Annotated in this window: 21 protein-coding genes; 11 read left to right on the forward strand and 10 right to left on the reverse strand. The window is 71.2% G+C overall.

Features of this window, described 5'->3' with window-relative positions; genetic code table 11:
* Nucleotides 1–120: 120 nt before the first annotated feature.
* From OG736_RS33025 to zapE, 4 genes are all read right to left on the reverse strand, one after another.
* Nucleotides 121–1611, reverse strand: coding sequence for a SulP family inorganic anion transporter (locus OG736_RS33025; RefSeq protein WP_327185613.1), 1491 nt, complete (start codon nt 1609–1611; stop codon nt 121–123).
* Nucleotides 1612–1619: 8 nt separating this feature from the next.
* On the reverse strand, nt 1620–2201 hold the full coding sequence (locus OG736_RS33030) for a carbonic anhydrase (RefSeq protein ID WP_171400094.1): 582 nt from the start codon (nt 2199–2201) through the stop codon (nt 1620–1622).
* 90 nt (nt 2202–2291) lie between these two features.
* Complete coding sequence (locus tag OG736_RS33035) at nt 2292–2705, reverse strand: hypothetical protein (protein ID WP_327185614.1); 414 nt, start codon at nt 2703–2705, stop codon at nt 2292–2294.
* A gap of 183 nt (nt 2706–2888) precedes the next feature.
* Nucleotides 2889–3995 (reverse strand): cell division protein ZapE, encoded by a 1107-nt coding sequence (zapE, locus tag OG736_RS33040; protein ID WP_327185615.1) that lies wholly within the window; start codon nt 3993–3995, stop codon nt 2889–2891.
* Nucleotides 3996–4032: 37 nt separating this feature from the next.
* On the opposite strand from zapE, the gene OG736_RS33045 reads away from it, so the two are divergent.
* The 4 genes from OG736_RS33045 to msrB all read left to right on the forward strand — a co-directional run bounded on the left by OG736_RS33045 (nt 4033) and on the right by msrB (nt 7539).
* Nucleotides 4033–4872 carry a pyrimidine reductase family protein gene (locus tag OG736_RS33045; protein WP_327185616.1) on the forward strand — a complete coding sequence of 280 codons (840 nt, stop codon included), beginning with the start codon at nt 4033–4035 and terminating at the stop codon, nt 4870–4872.
* A gap of 190 nt (nt 4873–5062) precedes the next feature.
* Nucleotides 5063–5536, forward strand: coding sequence for an indole-3-glycerol phosphate synthase (locus tag OG736_RS33050; RefSeq protein ID WP_327185617.1), 474 nt, complete (start codon nt 5063–5065; stop codon nt 5534–5536).
* A gap of 193 nt (nt 5537–5729) precedes the next feature.
* The gene (murC, locus tag OG736_RS33055; protein ID WP_327185618.1) at nt 5730–7115 is read left to right on the forward strand and encodes a UDP-N-acetylmuramate--L-alanine ligase; all 1386 of its coding nucleotides are present in this window, start codon (nt 5730–5732) and stop codon (nt 7113–7115) included.
* Between the two features lie 13 nt (nt 7116–7128).
* Nucleotides 7129–7539, forward strand: coding sequence for a peptide-methionine (R)-S-oxide reductase MsrB (msrB, locus tag OG736_RS33060; RefSeq protein ID WP_327185619.1), 411 nt, complete (start codon nt 7129–7131; stop codon nt 7537–7539).
* Between the two features lie 55 nt (nt 7540–7594).
* Here msrB and OG736_RS33065 read toward each other — a convergent pair whose 3' ends face one another.
* The 3 genes from OG736_RS33065 to OG736_RS33075 form a co-directional block, all read right to left on the reverse strand.
* A complete protein-coding gene (locus tag OG736_RS33065; RefSeq protein WP_327185620.1) occupies nt 7595–8608 on the reverse strand; it encodes a lysylphosphatidylglycerol synthase transmembrane domain-containing protein in 1014 nt (337 codons plus the stop codon).
* A 575-nt stretch (nt 8609–9183) separates the two neighbouring features.
* The gene (locus OG736_RS33070; protein WP_327185621.1) at nt 9184–10635 is read right to left on the reverse strand and encodes a sensor histidine kinase; all 1452 of its coding nucleotides are present in this window, start codon (nt 10633–10635) and stop codon (nt 9184–9186) included.
* The gene (locus OG736_RS33075) at nt 10632–11324 is read right to left on the reverse strand and encodes a response regulator transcription factor (RefSeq protein WP_327185623.1); all 693 of its coding nucleotides are present in this window, start codon (nt 11322–11324) and stop codon (nt 10632–10634) included. The genes OG736_RS33070 and OG736_RS33075 overlap by 4 nt, the downstream gene beginning before the upstream one ends.
* 152 nt (nt 11325–11476) lie before the next feature.
* Here OG736_RS33075 and OG736_RS33080 point away from each other — a divergent pair, with 152 nt between their 5' ends.
* Genes OG736_RS33080 through OG736_RS33090 form a run of 3 tightly spaced genes read left to right on the forward strand, consistent with a single transcriptional unit; the run spans nt 11477 to nt 14285 of the window.
* Nucleotides 11477–12814, forward strand: a complete 1338-nt coding sequence (locus tag OG736_RS33080) for a ferredoxin reductase family protein (RefSeq protein ID WP_327185624.1) — start codon at nt 11477–11479, stop codon at nt 12812–12814.
* Between the two features lie 18 nt (nt 12815–12832).
* Nucleotides 12833–13549, forward strand: a complete 717-nt coding sequence (locus tag OG736_RS33085; protein WP_327185625.1) for an FMN-binding protein — start codon at nt 12833–12835, stop codon at nt 13547–13549.
* 22 nt (nt 13550–13571) lie between these two features.
* Nucleotides 13572–14285, forward strand: coding sequence for an FAD:protein FMN transferase (locus OG736_RS33090; protein ID WP_327187769.1), 714 nt, complete (start codon nt 13572–13574; stop codon nt 14283–14285).
* A gap of 286 nt (nt 14286–14571) precedes the next feature.
* Here the strand turns inward: OG736_RS33090 and OG736_RS33095 are convergent, their stop codons facing one another.
* Both OG736_RS33095 and OG736_RS33100 read right to left on the reverse strand, forming a co-directional pair.
* Nucleotides 14572–16737, reverse strand: a complete 2166-nt coding sequence (locus OG736_RS33095) for an ArnT family glycosyltransferase (RefSeq protein ID WP_327185626.1) — start codon at nt 16735–16737, stop codon at nt 14572–14574.
* Nucleotides 16734–17594 (reverse strand): dolichyl-phosphate beta-glucosyltransferase, encoded by an 861-nt coding sequence (locus OG736_RS33100; protein WP_327185627.1) that lies wholly within the window; start codon nt 17592–17594, stop codon nt 16734–16736. The genes OG736_RS33095 and OG736_RS33100 overlap by 4 nt, the downstream gene beginning before the upstream one ends.
* Nucleotides 17595–17730: 136 nt before the next feature.
* Between OG736_RS33100 and OG736_RS33105 the strand changes: the two genes are divergently transcribed.
* The 4 genes from OG736_RS33105 to OG736_RS33120 all read left to right on the forward strand — a co-directional run bounded on the left by OG736_RS33105 (nt 17731) and on the right by OG736_RS33120 (nt 20743).
* A complete protein-coding gene (locus OG736_RS33105; RefSeq protein ID WP_327185628.1) occupies nt 17731–18120 on the forward strand; it encodes a hypothetical protein in 390 nt (129 codons plus the stop codon).
* A 90-nt stretch (nt 18121–18210) separates the two neighbouring features.
* Nucleotides 18211–19365, forward strand: coding sequence for an ABC transporter ATP-binding protein (locus OG736_RS33110; RefSeq protein ID WP_327185629.1), 1155 nt, complete (start codon nt 18211–18213; stop codon nt 19363–19365).
* Nucleotides 19362–20078 (forward strand): ABC transporter permease, encoded by a 717-nt coding sequence (locus OG736_RS33115; RefSeq protein ID WP_327185630.1) that lies wholly within the window; start codon nt 19362–19364, stop codon nt 20076–20078. Before OG736_RS33110 ends, OG736_RS33115 begins: the two co-directional genes overlap by 4 nt.
* Complete coding sequence (locus OG736_RS33120) at nt 20075–20743, forward strand: ABC transporter permease (protein ID WP_327185631.1); 669 nt, start codon at nt 20075–20077, stop codon at nt 20741–20743. The genes OG736_RS33115 and OG736_RS33120 overlap by 4 nt, the downstream gene beginning before the upstream one ends.
* Here OG736_RS33120 and OG736_RS33125 read toward each other — a convergent pair.
* Nucleotides 20740–21183, reverse strand: coding sequence for a RidA family protein (locus OG736_RS33125; protein ID WP_327185632.1), 444 nt, complete (start codon nt 21181–21183; stop codon nt 20740–20742). The genes OG736_RS33120 and OG736_RS33125 overlap by 4 nt on opposite strands.
* Nucleotides 21184–21251 lie beyond the last annotated feature (68 nt).

The following is a 21251-nucleotide window of genomic DNA, read 5'->3' on the forward strand; positions in this document are numbered from 1 at the left end:
TCCTCGGCAAGAGGCCCGTAAGAGCGTTTCCGTCTGCTTCTGTCTGTCCTGTAACGATATGCCCGCTGTCCGGCCCGGGGCCACGCCCCGAGCCCCGGGCCGGACAGCGCGTGGGGCGGGCTACACGGTCGTCACCGGTTCCGTCACCTTCACCGGCTCCGTGCCGACCGCGCTGTGCCGTTCGGCCCAGGTCTCCAGCGCCGTACGGCAGGCGTGGTCGAGGTGGTGCAGACCGGAGAGGTCCAGCTCGACGGGACGGTCCTGCGGGAGGGCCTCCAGGCTGTCGAGGATCTTCGGCAGACGCAGGAACGTCGCGTTGCCCGACAGGTACGCCTGGACGGGGCCGGCACCCTTGTCGACGACCTCCAGCCTGATGTGCGAGGCCTCCCAGGCCGTCTTGGCGACGGCCAGCGCGAGACCGATCAGAACGCCCTCGAACATGCTGACCGCGACGATCGACACGGCCGTGACGACCAGGATCAGCGCCTCGCCGCGGTGCTCGCGCCACAGGCCCACGATCGCCCGCACGGGCACGAGCTTGGCGCCCGCGTGCACGAGGATGCCGGCCAGCGCCGGGATGGGTATGTACGCCAGCACGTTCGGCAGCAGGGCCGCGAACAGCAGCAGCCACACGCCGTGCAGGACGCGCGACGCCTTCGTCCGCGCGCCCGCCTGCACGTTGGCCGCGCTGCGCACGATCACCGCGGTCATCGGCAGCGCGCCGAGCGCCCCGCAGATCGCGTTGCCCGCGCCCTGTGCCATCAGTTCCTTGTCGTACTCGGTGCGCGGACCGTCGTGCAGCCGGTCCACCGCGGCCGCGCTGAACAGCGACTCGGCGGACGCGATCAGGGTGAACGCGACGATCGTGCCGAGCAGGCCGACATGTGCCAGCTCGCCGAAGGAGCTCAGCGACGGCGGCTGGACGGAGCCGAGCAGCCCCTGCACCTCGACCGTGGCCACGGGCAGGTTCAGCAGCAGGGCGGCGAGTGTGGCCAGGCCCACCGCGGCGAGCGGGCCGGGCACCGTACGCACCTTCGCCGGCAACCGCTTCCACAACACGAGCACCGCGATGGTGCCGACGCCGATCGCGAGCGAGGCCAGCGCGGCCGTACTGCCGACCGCGTCCACGACCGCCTCGGGCAGTCCGGCGATCTTTCCGAGGCCGGACGACGGCGCCTTGGCGCCCGCCATCGCGTACAGCTGACCGGCGATCAGCACCAGGCCGATTCCGGCCAGCATGCCCTCGACGACGGACACCGAGATGGCCCGGAAGTAGCGGCCCAGTTTCAGGGCGCCCATGGCGAGCTGGAGGACGCCCGTGGTGAGGACGGTGACTCCGAGGGCGGGCAGGCCGAACTCCTGCACCGCCTCGAAGACCAGCACGGTCAGTCCGGCCGCCGGACCGGACACCTGGAGGGAACTGCCCCGCAGCAGACCGGTGACGAGGCCGCCGACGATGCCGGTGACTAGCCCCAGCTCGGCCGGCACGCCGGAGGCCACGGCCACGCCCACACACAGCGGCAGCGCGACCAGGAAGACGACGAGAGAGGCGGCGAAGTCCTGCTTGAGATGGGGGAACCGGGATATCCGCCCGGCGGGCTTCTGGTCCATCGCGGCGCTCACAGGGCCTCGAAACCGTCGGTGTCCACACGGTGTTCGCGTACGGCACCGGTGTGCACCTCGTAGTACCAGCCGCGCACCCGCAGCCGGCCGTCGGCCAGCCGCTTCTCCACGCACGGGTAGGAGCGCAGTCGCAGCAACTGGGCGAGTACGTGGTTCTGCACCGCCCGCATGACCGTGGGGTCGTCCGGATCGGCGGTCCCCGGTTCGTCCGCGGCGTGCGCGAGCCAGTCGCGTACGGCGGGGACGCCGTCGAGGTCGTCGCCGCGCACCAGCGCGCCGACCGCACCGCAGTGCGAGTGGCCGCAGACGACGACGTCCTGGACGCCGAGCACCTCCACGGCGTACTCGATGGTGGCCGCCTCGCCGGTGGGGCGGTCGGAGCCGTAGGGGGGAACGATGTTGCCCGCGGTGCGCAGCTCGAAGAGCTCGCCGGGACGGGCGCCCGTGATCAGGGCGGGAACGACCCGCGAGTCGGAGCAGGTGATGAACAGGACCTGGGGGGACTGGCCGTCTGCGAGTTTGGCGAACTCCTCAGGGCGCTGTCCGAACGTACGGGCGTTGTCGATGAGGGGCTGCATGACGTGGTGACTCCTCCTGGCGCGCCGTGGGGGCGCGTCGGATGTGCAGGACACAGGACAGGTGGGGGACTGCTGTTCTGCTCTGCTCTCTCAGCAGCGGAAGACCTGGAGGGCCGCCGGAGAGTGGGTCGCCGAGGATCTCGACGAGCGGTGGTAGGGGTCGCCGGGCCGGGGCGGCTGATGCACGGCCGCGGGATCCTGCGCCAGCAGCGCGCGCTCGGGCTCCTGGGGTGTCGAGGCGGCCGGTGCGGAGGTGGTGGCGCGGTGGCGGTCGCGGGTGCGCAGCGGGTCGGCGGGGCCGCCGGAGCGATCGCAGTCGCGGAACGTGACGACCTCGTCGCGCATCGCATTGCCGGCGTGTTTGATTCCGGGCTGGGTCTTGGCCTCGACCTGACGCATCGTATGCGCGTGTGCGAAGGATGACGTGGGTGCGAAGAACGGGAGGGCGAGCAGGACGGCGGCGAGGACCGAGAGGACGGTCCGGGTCGTCGCACCTCGGAACATGCGCCCCCCTTCGGTCGGTTCGCGTTTCTAGTCCAGACCAACGGTTGGTCAACCACTGGTCAAGAAACACGTTAACCCTGCAAGGTTGTTTGCAGGGTTAACTCGACGTTGCGAGATGAAGTGCGCCTCAAAAGGGAGGGATTCTTGGCGCGAACCGACTCTTGACCGGACGGCGAAGATCGTTTATTGGGGCTCGACGAGTCGTCTGGCGTCGCGGGCCAGCGCGGTGAGCCGGGAGATCGCGCGGAAGTACTTCTTGCGGTAGCCGCCGTTCAGCATCTCCTCGCTGAACAACCGGTCGAAGGGGAGTCCGGAGGCCAGGACCGGGACCTCGCGGTCGTAGAGCCGGTCGGCCAGGACCACCAGCCGGAGAGCCGTGGACTGGTCGGGCACCGCCCCCACGTCCGTGAGGCAGACCGCCTTCAGGCCATCCGTCAGCGCGCCGTAGCGGCTCGGGTGGACCTTGGCGAGGTGCTCCAGCAGATGCGGGAAGTCGTCGAGCGAGGCGCCCTCGGTGGCGTAGGCCGCCTTCGTCACCTGCTCGTCGGAGTACGGCGCCGGCGCGTCGGGCAGACCGCGGTGGCGGTAGTCCTCGCCGTCGATGCGCAGCGCGCGGAAGTGCGCGGACAGGCCCTGGATCTCGCGCAGGAAGTCGGCGGACGCGAACCGGCCCTCGCCGAGCTTGCCCGGGAGCGTGTTGGAGGTGGCGGCGAGCGCGACGCCCGCCTCGACCAGCTTGCCGAGCAGCGTCGAGACGAGGACGGTGTCGCCCGGGTCGTCCAGCTCGAACTCGTCGATGCACAGCAGCCGGTGCCCGGAGAGGGTCCGTACCGTCTGCTGGAAGCCGAGGGCGCCGACCAGGTTGGTCAGCTCGACGAAGGTGCCGAACGCCTTGAGGGCGGGCTCCGCCGGGGTGGCGTGCCACAGGGACGCCAGCAGGTGCGTCTTGCCGACGCCGTAGCCGCCGTCCAGGTAGACGCCGCGCGGCCCGGCGGGGACCTTGGGCGCCTTGGACCTGCCGAAGCCGAGGAACCCCCGCCTGGCGCCGCCGGCGGCGTGCGCTCCGCCGAGTCCGGTCGCGAACCCCTCCAGGACGCCGACCGCCTCGGTCTGGCTGGGCTGGTTCGGATCCGGGATGTAGGTGCTGAAACGGACCGAGTCGAAGCGTGGCGGCGGCACCATCTCGGCGACCAGCCGGTCCGCGGGGACATGCGGCTGGCGGGTGCAGAGGGACACCGGGGCCGCGTCGGCTATCGGGCTGAGGCCGGGGGCGGAGGAGGAGGACGACACGGTTCCCCATGCTACGGGGCGTGCCAGACTGCCTGGCATGCGACGGCTGTTCCCTGTGACCGACCAGACAGTGACGACCGACTCCGGCGGCAGGCCGCTCGGGGCCCCCGGCGAGGGCGGTGGCGAAGGGGGTGGCGCGGCCCAGGGCCGCGAGTGGAGCCTCGACGAGCTCGCCGACGCCTACGCGTACCCCGAGCCCGGACCCGGCGAGCCGGGGCCCTGGCTGCGGGCCAACATGGTGTCCACGCTCGACGGCGCCGCCCAGCACGACGGGCGCTCCCAGCCCATCTCCACCGCCACCGACATGCGGATCTTCGGCACGCTGCGCGGGCTGGCGGACGTGGTGGTCGTGGGCGCGGAAACGGTACGTCTGGAGGGGTACCGTCCCGCACGCGCGCGTGCCGAGTTCGCCGCGCGGCGCGAGGCGGCCGGGCAGGGTTCCGCGCCGGCCGTCGCGGTGGTCACCGCGAGCCTCGACCTGGACTTCTCGCTCCCGCTCTTCACCTCGCCGTTGGTCCCCACCCTGATCCTGACCGGCGCCGCGGCGGCCCCCGACAGGGTCGCGGCCGCGGAGAAGGCGGGCGCGCGCGTGGTGATCGCCGGTGACGGCATGGGCGTCGAGCCGGACCGGGCCGTACGGGCGCTCGCCGAGCTCGGGCACACCCGGCTGCTGACGGAGGGCGGGCCCCGGCTGCTGGGTCAGTTCGTGGCCGCCGGGGTGCTCGACGAGCTCTGTCTGACCGTCTCCCCGATGCTCGCCGTCGGCGACGCGCAGCGGATCGCGGGCGGGCCGTCGGTCGCGGTGCCGCGGCGATTCGCACTGGTCTCCCTCCTGGAGGAGGGGGGTTTCCTGTTCGGTAGGTATCGACGGCCGTGATGCGGACAGGAGTTCGATCGTCACCGTCGGTCCCGAAAGGTCGGAATCAACCGTTCCGTTTGGCGCCCGGCGGGCACACTGAATCTCGCAGTCCCCGTGCGCACACGGGGAAGGATGGTTTCCGCAGGGCCGCCGACGGCCCACGGAGGAGAGAGGGCCACGGGGGTCCTCGAAGGAGAATGGGGCGCTGGTGTTCACAAGCGTTTTGATGATCGAGAAGGCCCTGACGTCCGCCGACGTGGAGTTCGTCAGCACCTTGCACGGAGACGAGCCGGTCACCTTCCAGGTGCTGCTCCAGCCGCGCGGCGACCAGGCGGACCGCTTGCTGCGGGCCATCGACGACGTGGCTCTCGGCGAACTGGACGAGGCCGCGCGGGAGGGCGAGACACCCGAGGGCGACGAGGCGAAGGGTTTCGGCGTACGGGCCCTGGAGGTGTCCTTGCAGGCTCTGCACGCGGCGGGCCACGACGCGGTCGGACGCCTCGTCGAGGACCATCCGCTGGACGCGCTGAAGTCCCTGGTGGCGGAGGCGGAGGCGGACGAGGTGATCGTGCTGACCGACCCCCACTACGTCGAGGAGTTCTTCCACCGGGACTGGGCCTCCCGCGCGCGGCACAAGGTGGGGGTCCCGGTGCTGAAGCTCTTCTCCCACAGCAAGGCCTGAGCGGACTCCTGTGATGGGACCTGGGATGGGTCGGTGCGGGTGCGGGTGCGGGTGCGGGTGCGCTGGGCCGCTCGTGCCCGCGCCGTGAGGTCGTACATCGATTCGGCCCCGCGCCCCTGGGTGGGTGCGGTGAGCCTCGCGCAATAGGGTGGGGGCGCACCGAACCGTCGTAGCGCACCCTGGGAGAACACGCATGGCACCCGGCCTTCCTACCGCCATGGACCGACCGCACTTCATCGGCATCGGTGGGGCGGGGATGTCGGGGATCGCGAAGATCCTGGCTCAGCGCGGCGCGAGGGTGGCCGGCAGCGACGCCAAGGAGTCCGAGACCGCGGCGGCGCTGCGGGCGCTCGGGGCGACCGTGCACATCGGCCATGCCGCCGACCACCTGGCCGACGACGCCAGCTGTGTCGTCGTGTCGTCGGCGATCCGCGCGGACAACCCGGAGCTGGCCCGCGCGGCCGAGCTGGGGATCCCGGTCGTCCACCGCTCGGACGCGCTCGCCCGGCTGATGGACGGGACACGCCCGATCGCCGTCGCGGGCACCCACGGCAAGACGACCACCACGTCCATGCTCGCGGTGTCGCTGTCCGAGCTGGGCCTCAACCCCTCGTACGCGATCGGCGGCGACCTGGACGCGCCCGGTTCCAACGCGCTGCACGGCGAGGGCGAGATCTTCGTCGCCGAGGCGGACGAATCGGACCGCAGCTTCCACAAGTACGCGCCCGAGGTCGCCATCGTCCTCAACGTCGAGCTGGACCACCACGCGAACTACGCCTCGATGGACGAGATCTACACGTCCTTCGAGACCTTCGCCCAGAAGATCGTGCCCGGCGGCACCCTGGTGATCGCCGCCGACCACGAGGGCGCGCGGGAGCTGACCCGGCGGGTCGAGGGCGTGCGGGTGGTCACGTACGGGGAGGCCGAGGACGCCGACGTGCGGGTGCTGTCCGTCGTCCCGCAGGGGCTGAAGAGCGAGGTGACCGTGCTGCTCGACGGGCAGCAGCTCACCTTCACGGTCTCCGTGCCCGGCCGCCACTACGCGCACAACGCCGTCGCCGCGCTGGCCGCGGGCGTCGCCCTGGGCGTCCCGGCCGCGGAACTGGCCCCCGCCCTGGCCGCGTACACGGGCGTCAAGCGCCGGCTCCAGCTCAAGGGCGAGGAGGCGGGCGTCCAGGTCATCGACTCCTACGCCCACCACCCGACGGAGATGACGGCCGACCTGGAGGCGATGCGCGCGGCGGTCGGCGAGGCCCGCATCCTCGTCCTCTTCCAGCCGCACCTGTTCTCCAGGACCCAGGAACTCGGCAAGGAGATGGGGCAGGCGCTGGCCCTCGCGGACGCCTCCGTCGTCCTCGACATCTATCCCGCCCGCGAGGACCCGATCCCGGGCGTGACCAGCGAGCTGATCATCGACGCGGCCCGGGCGGCGGGCGCGGACGTGACCGCGGTGCACGACAAGGACCTGGCACCGGAGGTCGTGGCGGGAATGGCGAAGGCCGGTGATCTCGTTCTCACCATGGGCGCGGGCGACGTGACGGACCTGGGCCCGCGCATTCTGGACCGTCTTTCCCAGTAAGGGGCTGAGGCTCATGTCGTACGACGTCGAAAAGCCGGACGAGCAGTGGCGGACGGAGCTGACCCCGGCCGAGTACGCCGTACTGCGGCAGGCCGCGACCGAGCCCGCGTTCACCGGTGAGTACACCGACACCAAGGCCGAGGGCGTCTACTCCTGTCGCGCCTGCGGTGCCGAACTGTTCACCTCGGAGACCAAGTTCGACTCCCACTGCGGCTGGCCGTCCTTCTTCGACCCGAAGGACACCGACGCCGTCGAGCTGATCGAGGACCGCTCGCACGGCATGCTGCGCACCGAGGTGCGCTGCGCCCGGTGCGGTTCGCACCTCGGACACGTGTTCGCGGGCGAGGGATACGCGACCCCCACCGACCAGCGGTACTGCATCAACAGCATCTCGCTGCGGCTGGCGGCGGACGGCGAGGGCTGACGGCAGGGGCTGACGGCGAGGGCCGACGGCGAGGCGGCCGGGGAGAGGTGACAGGTCACAGCTGCTTGCGCTGTACCAGCGCCGAGAGCACCAGCATCCCGGGCAGCAGCGGCAGCCACACCGTCAGCACCCGGTAACCGATGACCGTCGCCGTGGCGAGGGGCAGCGGGGTGCCGTAGCCGGCCAGGGTGAGGACCAGGGCCGCGTCGACCGGGCCGATACCGCCGGGTGCGGGGACGGCGCCGGCCGCGGTGCTCGCCGCGAGGAACGCGAAGAGCAGCTGCGGCCAGGACAGGGGCAGGCCCAGCGCCGTTCCCACCGAGGCCACCACGCTCGCCTGGATCAGCGGCGCCGCGACCGCTCCGCCCCACAGAGGGAGGAAGCGGGCGGGGCGGGTGTGCAGATGCCGGGCATCGGTGAGGGCCGTACGGACGAAGTTCAGGGCGGGGCCGCGCAGCGGCCGTACGAGAACGAGCAGGGCCGCGGTCGCCGCAGGGGCCAGCAGAAGGCCCGCGGCGGCCAGGAGCAGCGTCCGTCCCTCCGGGAGAAGCCTGGCGGGGGGTATGGCGCTGGGCGCGGCGAGCAGGAAAATCAGCACAACGGGTGTCTTGGCCACAGCTCTGACCAGGGAGTACAGGGCGATCGAGGCGGTGGCGCGGGGGAGGGCGACGCCCTGGCGTTGCAGGAAGCGGACCGTGACCGCGTGGGCGCCGATACTCGCGGGCAGTAGGTGGTTCGCGGCGCCCGCGGCGATCTGGGAGGCCACCAGCAGACCAGGTGGCAGCCGGTCCGGGATCGCCCCCTGGCGGACGCAGGCCGCGGCGACCGAGCCCAGATAGGTGAAGAGGAGCCCGACCAGCAGCCACCAGGGGTCGGCGGTGGCGAGCAGGGCGGTGCCGTCTCGCACGGCGTGCCAGTCGACCACCGCCCACACCGCGAGCAGCAGGATCGGGGACAGGGTGAGGGCCCGGCGGGTGGCGGTGGCGGCCAGGGGGCGGCGGCGGTCTTCCGCGAGCGGGGGCCGGGGCGGTGGCGGGGACGCGGGGTCGTCGAGGGGCAGCAGGGACACGGCGCACGTCGTCCTTCCGCGTCGTGACCGCGCGCGGCGGCGCGACGGATCGGGCCTGGGGAGGGGACGGGGAGGTCGTTCCCCTCCGGTGTGACGGTGCGGTGTCCGTAAGCCGACGGAGTGCGGGCCGAAGGGCGACCGCAGTGCGGTGAGGCGGGGTGCCGTGCGGCTGGTGCCGTGAGGCGAGGTGCTGTGAGGTGCCGTGAGGTGGGGGGAGGTGCGGTGAGACTGTGGGATTTCTGCCCGTACCCCCCGGGGTTCATCCCGGGCACGCCCCGAGGTTCACCGGCCCGCAGTACGGTCGGCCCCTTCGCGCATGCCGGTCGGTCGCCTACGGGTGCGACGGAAAGTTGTTCCCGCCGCATCGAAAGAGCAGCTCAGCTCTGCGGAAACCAGCTCGCTCCCGCGCCGGGCCGCTCCACAACGGGTGATCGTTGCGGTTGCGGTTGCGGTTGCGGTTGCGGCGGGCGCGGTGCCGTGCCGTGCCCTGCCGTGCGCAGAGCCTCCCGGATCACCGATCCTTCGCGTTACCGCGTTACCGCGTTACCGCGTTACCGCGTTACCGCGTTACCGCGTTACCGGTCTACGGCGCCCCGCCCGGCCGTGACCGGCAGCGTCACCGTGAACACCGTGACCCCCTCCACGTCGCCCAGCTCCAGCGTGCCCCCGTGTGCCCGCACCAGGGACCGGGCGACCGACAGGCCCAGGCCGCTGCCGCCGCGGTCACGGCTGCGCGCCTTGTCGACGCGGTAGAACCGGTCGAAGACGCGGTCGCGGTCGCCCGGCGGGATACCGGGGCCCTTGTCGGTGACGTGGACGCGTGCCGTGTCCGGCGAGACGGCGACCTCGACGCGGACCGCCGTGCCGGCCGGGGTGTGCACGGCCGCGTTGGTGAGGAGGTTGTCCAGGACCTGGCGGATGCGGTGCGGGTCCATCCGCAGCGGCACGGCGGCCGGGCCGGGCGACACCGTCAGCGGATGGCCGTGGTGGCTCGCGCGGAACGCGTCGGCCGCCTGCTCGACCAGCTCCACCAGGTCGGCGTTCTCCATCCGCAGGGGCGTCTCCACCTCGGCCGCGTCCAGGCGGGCGAGCAGCAGGAGATCGTCGAGGAGGAAGCCCATCCGGGCGGCCTCGGCACGCAGCCGGGCCAGGTGCTTGTCACGTTCCTCGGGCGCGTTGGCGGGCGCGTACTGGAAAAGGTCCGCGTAACCGCGTACCGACATCAGCGGCGTGCGCAGTTCGTGCGAGGCGTCGGCGACGAAGCGGCGCAGGCGCTGTTCGGCTTCCGCCCGCACGGCGAGGGAGTCGTCGATGTGCTGCAACATCGTGTTGAAGGCGGTGCGCAGTTCCTCGACCTCCGGACCGCCGCCGGGGGCGTCCGCGCGCAGATGGAGCCGGGACGCCGACTCGGTCAGGTCGTGCGAGGCGATGCCGTGCGCGGTGTGCGCCATGTCGCTCAACGGTTTCAGACCGTGTTTCAGCATCCGCCGGCCGAACACCACGAGCGCCAGCAGGGCGAGGCCGAAGGCGACCACCTGCATGGTGATCAGCTGGCGCACGGTGCCGTCGATGTCCTCGGTCGGCGCGGCGCTGACCAGCACGACACCGGGCGAGACCTCACAGGCGCGCAGCAGATAGGTGCCCTCGCCGTCGATCCGTACCGTGCGGGTGACGTCGGCGTCGACATCCTCCATCCGCCGGGCCAGGGCGGTGAGCGCCGTGGTGTCCGAGGGAACGTCCGCGGGCTTGCGCAGCACGGCCGACCCCGCCGAGACGTCGTACACGGCCGTGTACCAGCCGTAGTACGGTTTGCGTTCCACGATGCCGTGCGCCTTGGCGTCCTTGGACTGCACGACCTGGACCAGCTTGATCTGGTCGCGCAACTGATGATTCAGGTAGTCCTGCATGTACATGGTCAGCGTGGCGCCGACCACCGCGAACACGACCAGCGACAGCGCGCCCAGGCCGAGCGCCAGCCGGGTGCCGAGCCGCAGTCTGCGGTACGCGTGCCGGAAGCGGCCGATCACTCGGCCGCCTGCCGTATCACGTATCCGAAACCGCGTACCGTCTGGATCAGCGGGTCGTCGCCGGTCGTGTCGAGCTTGCGGCGCAGTCGGCTGACGACCAGTTCGACGACGTTGGAACGGCCGCCGAAACCGTATTCCCACACATGGTCGAGGATCTGCGCCTTGGTGAGCACGGTCGGCGACTTCCGCATCAGATAGCGCAGCACCTCGTACTCGGTGGGGGTGAGCGTCAGCAGTCTTCCGCCGCGCCGGACCTCCCGGGTGTCCTCGTCCATGGTGAGGTCCGACACCCGCAGCACGGAGCGTTGGACGCCGGGACCGGCGCTGCGCCGCAGCACGGTCCGCAGCCGGGCCATCAGCTCCTCCACGGCAAACGGTTTCACCAGATAGTCGTCCCCACCCCGGGTCAGCCCCGCGACCCGGTCGGCGACCCCGTCGCGTGCCGTCAGGAACACCACGGGCACCATCGTCCCGCTGTGCCGCAGCCGGTCGAGCACGCCGAAGCCGTCGATGTCGGGCAGCATCAGGTCGAGCACCACGATGTCGGGGTGGAAGTCGGCGGCGCGGCGCAGCGCCTCCGCACCCGAGTTCGCGGTGACCGCGTCCCAGCCTTCGTAGCGGGCGACCGTCGCCACGAGATCGGCGATCGGCGGGTCGTCGTCCACGACGAGGAGTCGTACTTTTTCCACCTGCTCATAGTGCGCCACACACCCCGCGGCGCCAGACCCGCGTCTCACGTGTGCGCGAATCGATAAGATCTTGAAAGTTGCACGACAGGAAATCGACAGCGAAGCACGGACAAGCTCTGTGTTCTGAGGACCCGATCTAGGAGTTTCCGTCCGTGACGACCGTCCAATCGCCTCCCGTACCCCCCACGGCGATACGTCCCAAAGTAGTGGCCCGCACCGGCCTGTACGCCGTGCTTGCCGCGAACGCGGCCGTCGTGACCCTCTTCGCCGTCCAGGCGGGCTTCGCCTCCAACGCGCTCGTCGTGATCGGCCGCTTCGCCGGCCTGTACAGCGCCCTGTTGATGGCGTTCCAACTGCTGCTGGTGGCCCGACTGCCCTGGCTGGACCGCCGCATCGGCATGGACCGGCTGACCAACTGGCACCGCTGGACCGGTTTCAACCTGTTGTGGACGCTGGTCGGCCATGTGGTGTTCATCACCTTCGGCTACGCCGAATCGTCGTCGATGAACCCGGTGAGCCAGCTCGTCGACCTGGCCGAGACCGTCGAAGGCGTGCTGCGCGCCGCCGTCGCGATGGTGCTGATCCTGGTCATCGGCGGTGCCTCCGCCCGCTGGGCCCGCCGGCGCCTCGCCTACGAGACCTGGCACTTCATCCACCTGTACACGTACGTCGCCGTGGTGCTGGCCTTCACGCACCAGGTCGCGGTCGGGACGACCTTCACCGCGTCGTCCGCCGCCACGGCGTACTGGTACGCGGTGTGGGGCGTCGCCCTCGGCTCGGTGTTGCTGGGCCGGCTGGTCCTGCCGCTGTGGCGGAACTGGCGCCACCAGCTGCGCGTCGAGGCCGTCGTCCCCGAGGCCGACAACGTCGTAAGCGTTTACATCACCGGTCGTGACCTGGACCGGCTGCCCGCCCGGGCCGGCCAGTTCTTCCTGTGGCGGTTCCTGACCAAGGACCGCTGGTGGCAGGCGAACCCCTTCTCCCTGTCGGCGGCGCCCGACGGCACCAGGCTGCGCCTCACCGCGAAGGCGGCCGGCGACGGCTCCGCCGGACTGCGCCACCTCGAGCCCGGCACCCGCGTCTTCGCCGAGGGCCCCTACGGCGCCTTCACCGCCATGCACCGCACCCGGCCCGAGGCCCTGCTCATCGCCGGCGGTGTCGGCGTCACCCCGATCCGGGCGCTCCTCGAGGAGATCGACGGGCACGCGGTGGTCATCTACCGGGTGGCCGGCGAACGGGACGCCGTGCTCTACGACGAGCTGCGCGAACTCGCCCTGACCAAGGGTGCCGAGCTGCACCTGGTCACCGGACCGCCGGTGCCGGACCGACTGGCGCCGCGTGAACTCGCCGCGCTCGTACCGGACATCGCGGAGCGGGACGTCTTCCTGTGCGGGCCGCCGCCGATGATGAACGCGGTCCTCGGCACCCTGCGCGAGCTGGACGTGCCCAAGCCGCAGATCCACTTCGAACGCTTCAGCCTGGCTGGCTGAGAGATACGAGAAGACATCGTGAAGCGAGTAATCCCTGTCCTGGTCCTGTCCGTGGCGGGTCTGATCCCGGTCTGGCGCTACGAGCCGTCGACCGGTACGACATCCACCACCGAGGCCGCCTCGACGCCCTCCGTGTCCTCCTCCACGTCGTCCTCGGGCTCCTCGGGATCGACCACGTTCACCGGTACGACCGTGGCCACGGAGAAGGGCGACGTCCAGGTCCGGATCACCTACGACGGCGACAAGATCACGGCTGTGGAGATGCTGAAGCAGCCGAACCATCCGCAGACGACCGCGGCGGTGCCGAAGCTGATTGCGGAAACGCTTTCCGCGCAGAGTGCGGACATCGACACCGTTTCCGGCGCGACCATCACGAGCGACGGTTACAAGGAGTCGCTCCAGGCCGCGATCGACGCCGAGGCGGCCGCCGCCTCCGCGTCCCCCTCGGCCTCGGCTTCGGCAGCGGCCTCGGCGCCGCAGACCGTGGCGGGTTCGACCGTGGCCACGGAGAAGGGTGACGTCCAGGTCCAGGTCACCTTCGAGGGCGACAAGATCACGGCTGTGGAGATGCTGAAGCAGCCGAACCATCCGCAGACGACCGCGGCGGTGCCGAAGCTGATTGCGGAAACGCTTTCCGCGCAGAGTGCGGACATCGACACCGTTTCCGGCGCGACCATCACGAGCGACGGTTACAAGGAGTCGCTCCAGGCCGCGATCGACGCGAAGGGCGCCTGACGTGCACCGCGTCGAACACGTCATGGGGTTCCCGGTCTCGCTGCGGGTCGACGACAGCGTCGTTCCCGACGGGACCGGGGACGCCGTGTTCGCGTGGCTGCGCGAGGTCGACGCACGGTTCAGCCCGTTCAAGGCCGACAGTGAGGTCTCCCGGTACGGCCGGGGCGAACTGTCGGCCGACGAGCTGAGCGCCGACCTCGTGGAGGTGCTCGACATCTGCGAGCGGTACCGGGTGGCCACCGGCGGCGCCTTCGACATCCGGCTGCCCGGCCGCGGCCTGGACCCCTGCGCGGTGGTCAAGGGCTGGTCCGTGCAGCGGGCGGCGGAGCTGCTGACCGGGGCCGGGCTCAGCCGGTTCTGCCTCAACGCCGGGGGTGACGTGGTCGTTTCCGGCGGGCCCTGGCGGGTCGGCGTACGGCATCCCGAGATCGCCGACCGGCTGTGCACCGTCCTCGACCTCACCGATGGAGCCGTCGCCACCTCCGCTCGCTACGAGCGCGGCGACCACATCCTCGACGGCCGCACCGGCCGTCCGGCCACCGGCCTCGACAGCCTCACCGTCGTGGCCCCGACCCTGACCGAGGCGGACACCGTCGCCACGGCCGCGTTCGCCCTGGGCGCGGACGGCGTCGAGTGGGCGGCCGCGCGGGACGGCTGCGAGGTGTACGCCGTACTGCCCGGCGGACGCGTGTTGCGCACCGGCGGGTTCCCGACGGCGGGGGCAGCGGCAGCGTGAGCGTCGAGGCGGCGGCCCTGGGAGCGGCTCTGTGGCTGCTCGGCTGGGGCGCGACGGTCCTCGCCTGGACGTCGGGGCGAGGTCGCCGGCCGCAGACGCGTCGTCAACGCCGGTGTCGCTGACCGGGCGGCAGCGGGTGGCCGTCGTCCGCGCGGTTGCTCCGGCTGCAGCGCGCCTCGGTTGCAGCTCGCTTTGAAGCGGTTTCACGAAGGTTTCAGGGCATGCGGAAGGCGGGCCGCCGGTGGAACCGGCGGCCCGCCTCTTCTGTTCCGTCGTTCCGTGGTTCTCAGCTGACGTCCGACGCGTCCAGGCGGTAGAGACCGCTGTAGTCGGACACGGCTGTTCCGTTCGCCTTGACCCAGGTGGAGATCTCGGAGTTCGAGGAGCCCTGGCCGCTGTCGCCGACGACGATGTAGTGCAGCTTGCCCGCCTTCACGAGGCTCTTCAGCTTGGCCAGCGTCATCGCGTTGTCGCTGCCGGACCAGCCGCCCATCGAGATGACCGGCTCACCGGACTCCAGAATGATCGAGGAGGCCGTCTGGTCGGTGGCCACCGCCACCAGCCAGGTGGCGCCGTCCTGGTTCTTCTGCAGATACGTGATCATCGCGGACGACACCTGGGTACCGCCGCCCATGCCCCCACCGGTGCGACCGTCGGCGCTGCCGGACTCCGCCGAACCCGACTCGGTGGTACCCGACTCGGCCGAGCCGGACTCCGCGGTGCCGGAGTCGGTCGTGCCCGACCCCGTCGAGCCGCCGTCGTCCGTGGAGTTGCCGCTGTTCGACGGAGGTTGGCCCATTTCCTGACCGTCGCCCGAACCGCTCGGCGCATCGCCGGAGTTGGTTCCCGGTCCGCCCTCGGTCCCGCTGGGCCGCTGGCCGCCGCCACCGCCCATGCCTCCCATACCGCCGGTGCTCGGCCCGGCCGTCGGGTTGGTGCCGTTGGTGCTGGAGGTCGCGGCCGAGGCCGAGTAGGCGGCCGGGCCGGCGAGCAGCGCCACCACCGCAGCCAGCGCCGCGACGCCCATCAGCCGCTGCCGCTTCGTGAACCGGGCGAGCAGCAGTCCGACCACCGAGGCCGCCCCCGCCACACCGGCCACGACCTCGGCGACCGCGTACAGCGTTCCGGAGCCGGAGACCCGCTGGAGCAGGACGACCGCCCACACCGAGCTCGCCGCCACCGCGGCCGGCAGCACCCAGCCCCACTTCGCCGCGGAGCCGTTGCGGAAGGCGTTGTAGAGCATGACGCCGCCCGCGCCGGTCAGGGCCGCGATACCGGGAGCCATGGCGGTGACGTAGTACGGGTGGAAGGTGCCCTCGGCGAGGGCGAAGGTCAGGTAGTGCAGGACGAACCAGCCGCCCCACAGCATCAGCGCGGCACGCCTGGCGTCCGTACGGGGCGCCCGGCCGCGCAGGACGAGGCCCGCCACCAGCGTGATCGCAGCGAAGGGGATCAGCCATGAGATCTGGCCGCCCATGGTGTCGTTGAACATCCGGTACAGGCCCGCCTCGCCGCCGAAGCTGGCGCCGTTGCCCTGCGAGCCCACCGAGGAACTCGCCCCGAAGATACGGCCGAAACCGTTGTAGCCGATGACGAGGTCCCAGACCGTGTTGTCCGTGGAGCCGCCGATGTAGGGGCGGGACGAGGCCGGGATCAGATCGACGACCACCATCCACCAGGCACTCGAGACGATCAGCGCGACCGTGCCGACGGCAAGGTTGCGTATGCGCTTGCCCAGCGAAGCGTTCGCGGCCCACAGGTACACCAGGAAGAACGCGGGCAGGACGACGTATGCCTGCATCATCTTCGTGTTGAACGCGAAACCGATGGCGACACCCGACCACACCAGGGGCATCAGCCGGCCGGTGCGCACGGACTTCAGCAGTGCGGCCGCGCCCAGCAGCATCAGGAAGACGAGGATCGGGTCGGGGTTGGTGTCCCGGGTGATGGCGACCGTGATCGGGGTGAGTGTCAGCGCCAGCGCGGAAATCGTCGCCGCCACCGCGCCGAAGTCCCGCTTGACGAGCCGGTGCAGAAGCGCGACGGAACCGGTTCCCACGACGACCATCGGCAGCATCAACTGCCAGGTGCCGTACCCGAAGGCACGGGCGGACAGGCCCATCACCCACAGGGCGAACGGCGGCTTGTCGACCGTGATGAAGCTCCCCGCGTCCAAGGCGCCGAAGAAGAACGCCTTCCAGCTCTTGGTGCCGCTGTAGACGGCCGCGTCGTAGAAGGTGTTGCCGGTGATCGAGGAGAGGTTCCAGGCGTAGAGGGCGGTGGCCAGGACGAGGATCGCCCAGAGGGCCGGGCGGGCCCAGCGCGGGTCATCGGGCGCGCCGGTGAACAGACGCCGGGCGCGGGAGGCGAGTCCGCCGTCGGCGGGCGGGCCCGACCGGTGGCGGGCGCCGTCCTCGCGGACGGGAGCGGGCGGCGGGGCGAGTGTCGTCATGACGCGTACTCCAGGTGGGTGTTCGCCCCGGTGGGCAGGACGGCGGTGGGGGTGGTCGTGCGCGCCGCCGGCACCTGGGGGGTGCTCGTGCGGCGCGGTACGGCGGGCACGCGGGTACGGCCGGCGAGGGTGGAGCGGAGCATCCGGGCCATGCCCTTGAGGTCGTCGACGGCCGTGCGGACGATGTCGACCCGGCTGTCGGGGTCGTCGGTCCAGTCGACCGGCACCTCGTGGACCCGGAGCCCGTTGCGCTGGGCCAGGACCAGCAGCTCGGTGTCGAAGAACCAGGCGGTGTCCTCGATGTGCGGGGCGAGCGCGCGGAAGACGTCGGCCCGGACCGCCTTGAAGCCGCACTGCGCGTCCGAGAACCGGGCGCCGAGGCCGGCCTTGAGCAGGAGGTTGTAGGAGCGGGAGACGAACTCCCGCTCGGCGCCCCGGACCACGGCCGCCTGGCGGTGCAGCCGGCTGCCGATGGCGAGGTCGCTGTGGCCGGACAGCAGCGGGGCGACCAGGGGGAGGAACGCCTCCAGGCCCGTCGACAGGTCCACGTCCATGTAGGCGACGACGTCCGCGCTGGAGCGGTTCCACACGTGTTTCAGGGCGCGGCCCCGGCCCTTCTCCTCCAGGCGCATGGCGTGCACGTGCGGGAGACGGAGCGTCAGGTCGGTCGCCGCGTACCAGGTGGCGTCCGTGCTGGCGTTGTCCGCGATCGTGATGCGGAACGGGAACGGGAAGGACTCTTCGAGGTGTGCGTGGAGACGGCCGATGCTGTCGGCGAGGACGTGTGCCTCGTTGTACACCGGCACCACGATCTCGACCGACCGCTGCCGGACGCCTCCCGCGTTCGTTTCGTTCATGGCCATGACGATCGGGGCCATGTCTGGGGGATCCCTGAGCCGGTCCTGAGGGAAGAGTGAGAATCAGCGGACTCACAGGTTGCGCACAGTGGAAACCCCTTTCACCCAGGTGCGGGTGACGTGATCCCCTGGCGGTATGAGCCTGACGAGCGAGGTCTTCCTGGTGGGGGACGACGGTGACCTCGACATCCTGACCGGGGAGCGGGACGGTCGGCCCGACGGCGTGGACCTGGCCGGGCCGGAGGTGTGGCGCGGGACGGTCCGGGGATCACGGGCCTTCCGCCGGATCGGCGCCCGGTCCCTGTCGGCGCCGGTGAGGGTGCACAACGGCGATGGCGTCGCTCCGGACGAGATCCCCGCCTTCCTGGCGGAAACTGCTCCGGAACGCGCTTGCTCGGAGCGTGTCGCCGCCGAGACCCGCCCGCCCGACCGGACGGTCGGGGTCGCCGTCACCACATCTCCGGCCACCTGGGCGGCATCGAGGCGAGCGCGCGGTGTGCGCAGGGGGCCGGTGGCGGACTGCTGATCTGGTAAGCGGTCTAGACTCTCCCCGCAACGGCCCGAACTCGTATCGAGAGCGGGCAGAAATTGCCAGACCCGAAGGGTATTCGGCGCTTTGATACGGATAGATTCAGTCACCAAGCGATACCCGGACGGCACGGTGGCGGTCGACCGGCTTTCCCTCGACATACCGGACCGTGCGATCACCGTCCTCGTCGGCCCCTCGGGCTGCGGCAAGACGACCACCCTGCGGATGATCAACCGGATGGTCGAGCCCAGCGAGGGCACGATCCTCATCGACGGCGTCGACAGCCGTCAGCAACCGGTCAACACCCTGCGCCGGTCCATGGGTTACGTCATCCAGAACGCCGGCCTCTTCCAGCACCGGACGATCGTCGACAACATCGCCACCGTGCCCCGGATGCTCGGCTGGAGCAAGGACAAGGCCCGTGCGAGGGCACGCGAGCTGATGGAACGGGTGGGGCTCGACGCCTCGTTCGCCAAGCGCTATCCCTACCAGCTCTCCGGCGGCCAGCAGCAGCGCGTCGGCGTGGCCCGCGCACTCGCCGCCGATCCGCCGGTACTGCTCATGGACGAGCCGTTCTCCGCCGTCGACCCCGTCGTCCGTAAGGGCCTTCAGGACGAACTGCTCCGCATCCAGGCGGAGTTGGGCAAGACCATCGTCTTCGTCACGCATGACATCGACGAGGCCGTGAAGCTCGGCACGATGGTCGCGGTGCTCCGTACCGGCGGCCGGCTCGCCCAGTTCGCGCCGCCGGCCGAGCTGCTGTCCGACCCCGCCGACGCGTTCGTCGAGGACTTCCTCGGCGCCGACCGGGGCATCCGGCGCCTGTCGTTCTTCTCCTCCGCCGGCCTGGAGCTGCTCACCACGCCGATCGTCGCGATCGACTCCACGGCCGAGCAGATCGCCGCACGGGGCGCGACCGACACCCCCTACCTCCTCGTCACCGGCCTGGACGGCCGTCCGCTCGGCTGGAGCGAGCCCGGCGCGCTGACGGCCGGACGGGTCGACGCCGACCGACTGCTGCCGTACGGGCGGCCGTTCGTCGCCGAGCGGGACTCGCTGCGCGCGGCCCTCGACTGTGCGGTCCTGTCGCCCACCGGCTGGGCGGTCGCCGTGGACGCCGAGGGGCGGGCCGCCGGAGTCGTTTCCCAGACCGCCATCGGCGAGGCCATCCGCGGCGCCCACGCGGCAGGCCGTGAGGAGCAGCCGTCGCCCGCGGAGACCGCCCAGAAGGTCATCCGGTGAACCGCTTCTTCGACATCCCCAGCGACCTCCAGCACGACTGGTTCGGCCTCATCGGGCTCCATCTGCGCGAGGCCCTGCTGCCGGTGCTGGGCGGGCTGCTGCTCGCGCTCCCGCTGGCCCAGCTGTGTGTGCGGCTGCGCTGGCTGTACCCGCCCGTGCTGTGGGTGACGACCGTGCTCTACGCCATCCCGTCCCTGGCCTTCTTCGTCGTCCTCATCGACTACACCGGGCAGACCGAACTGACGGTGATGATCCCGCTCACCATCTACAGCCTGGTGGTGCTCGTCCCGGCGATCGTCGACGGCGTCCGTTCGGTCCCGCAGGAGACCCTCGCCGCCGCGACCGCCATGGGCTTCGGACCCGTACGCCGTTACGTCCAGGTCCAGTTGCCGATCGCGGTGCCGGCCATCATCGCCGGCCTTCGGGTGGCCACCGTGTCCAGCATCAGCCTCGTCAGCGTCGGCATGCTGATCGGCAACCAGGGCGCGCTGGGCAACCTGCTGCACGACGCGCAGATCTACAACCGGCCCGAACTCGCCTGGAACTCCGTGATCACCAGTGCCGCTCTGGCGGTGCTCGCGGACGCCCTGCTGGTCGTCGTGCGCATCCTGCTCACCCCCTGGATGCCGAGCGGTGCGCGCGGCGGAAAGTCCAAGCCCGCCGGGGTCCGGCCCGATCCGGCCGTGCCCGCCCTGGAGGACGCAGCCCGGTGAACGTCATCAATTTCGTGAACGCCTTCTTCAGTGACAGCGCACACTGGCACGGTTACGACGGAATCCCCACCCGCGTGTGGGAACACGTCCAGTACTCCCTGGAAGCGCTGGCCCTCGCCGCCGCGATCGGGCTGCCGATCGGGCTGATAACCGGTCACTACGGGCGGGGCGGAAACGTCCTTTCTCTTGTTGCCACCGCCGGCCGGGCGCTGCCCACCTTCGGCCTGCTGGTGGTGACGACGATCGTGCTCGGGTTCGGCATGCTGCCCGTGATGATCCCGCTGGTCGTCCTCGCCGTCCCGCCGATCCTGGTCACCACCTACGAGGCGGTGCGCTCCGTCGATCCGTCCCCCGTGGACGCCGCGCGGGGCATGGGCATGGGGGAGTCCGGCATCCTGCTGCGCGTCGAACTGCCCGTCGCGCTCCCGCTGATCTTCGGCGGTCTGCGTTCGGCGGCCATCCAGATCGTCTCGACGGCCACCATCGCCGCGTACGTCAGCCTCGGCGGCCTCGGCCGCTACATCGTCGACGGCCTCTACCAGCACGACTACGAGAAGGTGGTGGGCGGCGCCACCCTGGTCGCCGGCATGGCACTCGCGACGCTCGCGGTGTTCTGGGCGGCGGCGAAGGTGACGGTCTCGCCGGGGGTGCGCAGGAGCAACTAGGACACGTCCTCGCCCCGGGGTGGCCGTACGGCCATCGCGTCGACCTCGAACAGCATGCCCGGCAGGGCGAGCGAGGCCACGCCGCTCAGGGTCTGCGCGGGCAGCCGCTCGCCGAAGCGGGCGTGCAGGGCCTTGCCCAGGATCTCGAGCCTGCCGGGGTCGTGGTCGACGATGAACGTGCCCAACCGCACCACGTGGTGGAGCCCGAGGCCGACCCCGGCCAGTGCCGCCTCCAGCCGGTCGAAGGCCAGTTCCACCTGAGCGGCGAAGTCGCCGGGGACGGGGGCGCCGGACGAGTCAGAGGCGTACTGGCCCGCGAGGAGAACCAGTTCGCCGGGCGCCGACACGGCATGGCTGTAGCCGAAGGGCGTGGGGTCGTGCAGGGCGGGCGGGTTGGTGATCGTACGGGCGTCGTGGCTGTTGCTGCCGCTGTGGCTCATGACGGAAACAACTGCGGTGCGGGGGAAGGGCATTCCCCCGCACCGCAGTTGATTCCCGGTCGCACTGC

The sequence above is a fragment of the Streptomyces sp. NBC_01334 genome, assembly GCF_035983595.1.
Taxonomy (GTDB): domain Bacteria; phylum Actinomycetota; class Actinomycetes; order Streptomycetales; family Streptomycetaceae; genus Streptomyces; species Streptomyces coriariae.

Bases quoted from the DNA above. Each gene is read 5' to 3' on its own strand.
- OG736_RS33090 (WP_327187769.1), top strand. From the start codon at position 13,572: ATGGGGTTCCCGGTCTCGCTGCGGGTCGACGACAGCGTCGTTCCCGAC.
- OG736_RS33025 (WP_327185613.1), bottom strand. From the start codon at position 1,611: ATGGACCAGAAGCCCGCCGGGCGGATATCCCGGTTCCCCCATCTCAAG.
- murC (WP_327185618.1), top strand. From the start codon at position 5,730: ATGGCACCCGGCCTTCCTACCGCCATGGACCGACCGCACTTCATCGGC.
- OG736_RS33095 (WP_327185626.1), bottom strand. From the start codon at position 16,737: ATGACGACACTCGCCCCGCCGCCCGCTCCCGTCCGCGAGGACGGCGCC.
- OG736_RS33045 (WP_327185616.1), top strand. From the start codon at position 4,033: ATGCGACGGCTGTTCCCTGTGACCGACCAGACAGTGACGACCGACTCC.
- msrB (WP_327185619.1), top strand. From the start codon at position 7,129: ATGTCGTACGACGTCGAAAAGCCGGACGAGCAGTGGCGGACGGAGCTG.
- OG736_RS33105 (WP_327185628.1), top strand. From the start codon at position 17,731: ATGAGCCTGACGAGCGAGGTCTTCCTGGTGGGGGACGACGGTGACCTC.
- OG736_RS33100 (WP_327185627.1), bottom strand. From the start codon at position 17,594: ATGAACGAAACGAACGCGGGAGGCGTCCGGCAGCGGTCGGTCGAGATC.
- OG736_RS33035 (WP_327185614.1), bottom strand. From the start codon at position 2,705: ATGTTCCGAGGTGCGACGACCCGGACCGTCCTCTCGGTCCTCGCCGCC.
- OG736_RS33125 (WP_327185632.1), bottom strand. From the start codon at position 21,183: ATGAGCCACAGCGGCAGCAACAGCCACGACGCCCGTACGATCACCAAC.
- OG736_RS33030 (WP_171400094.1), bottom strand. From the start codon at position 2,201: ATGCAGCCCCTCATCGACAACGCCCGTACGTTCGGACAGCGCCCTGAG.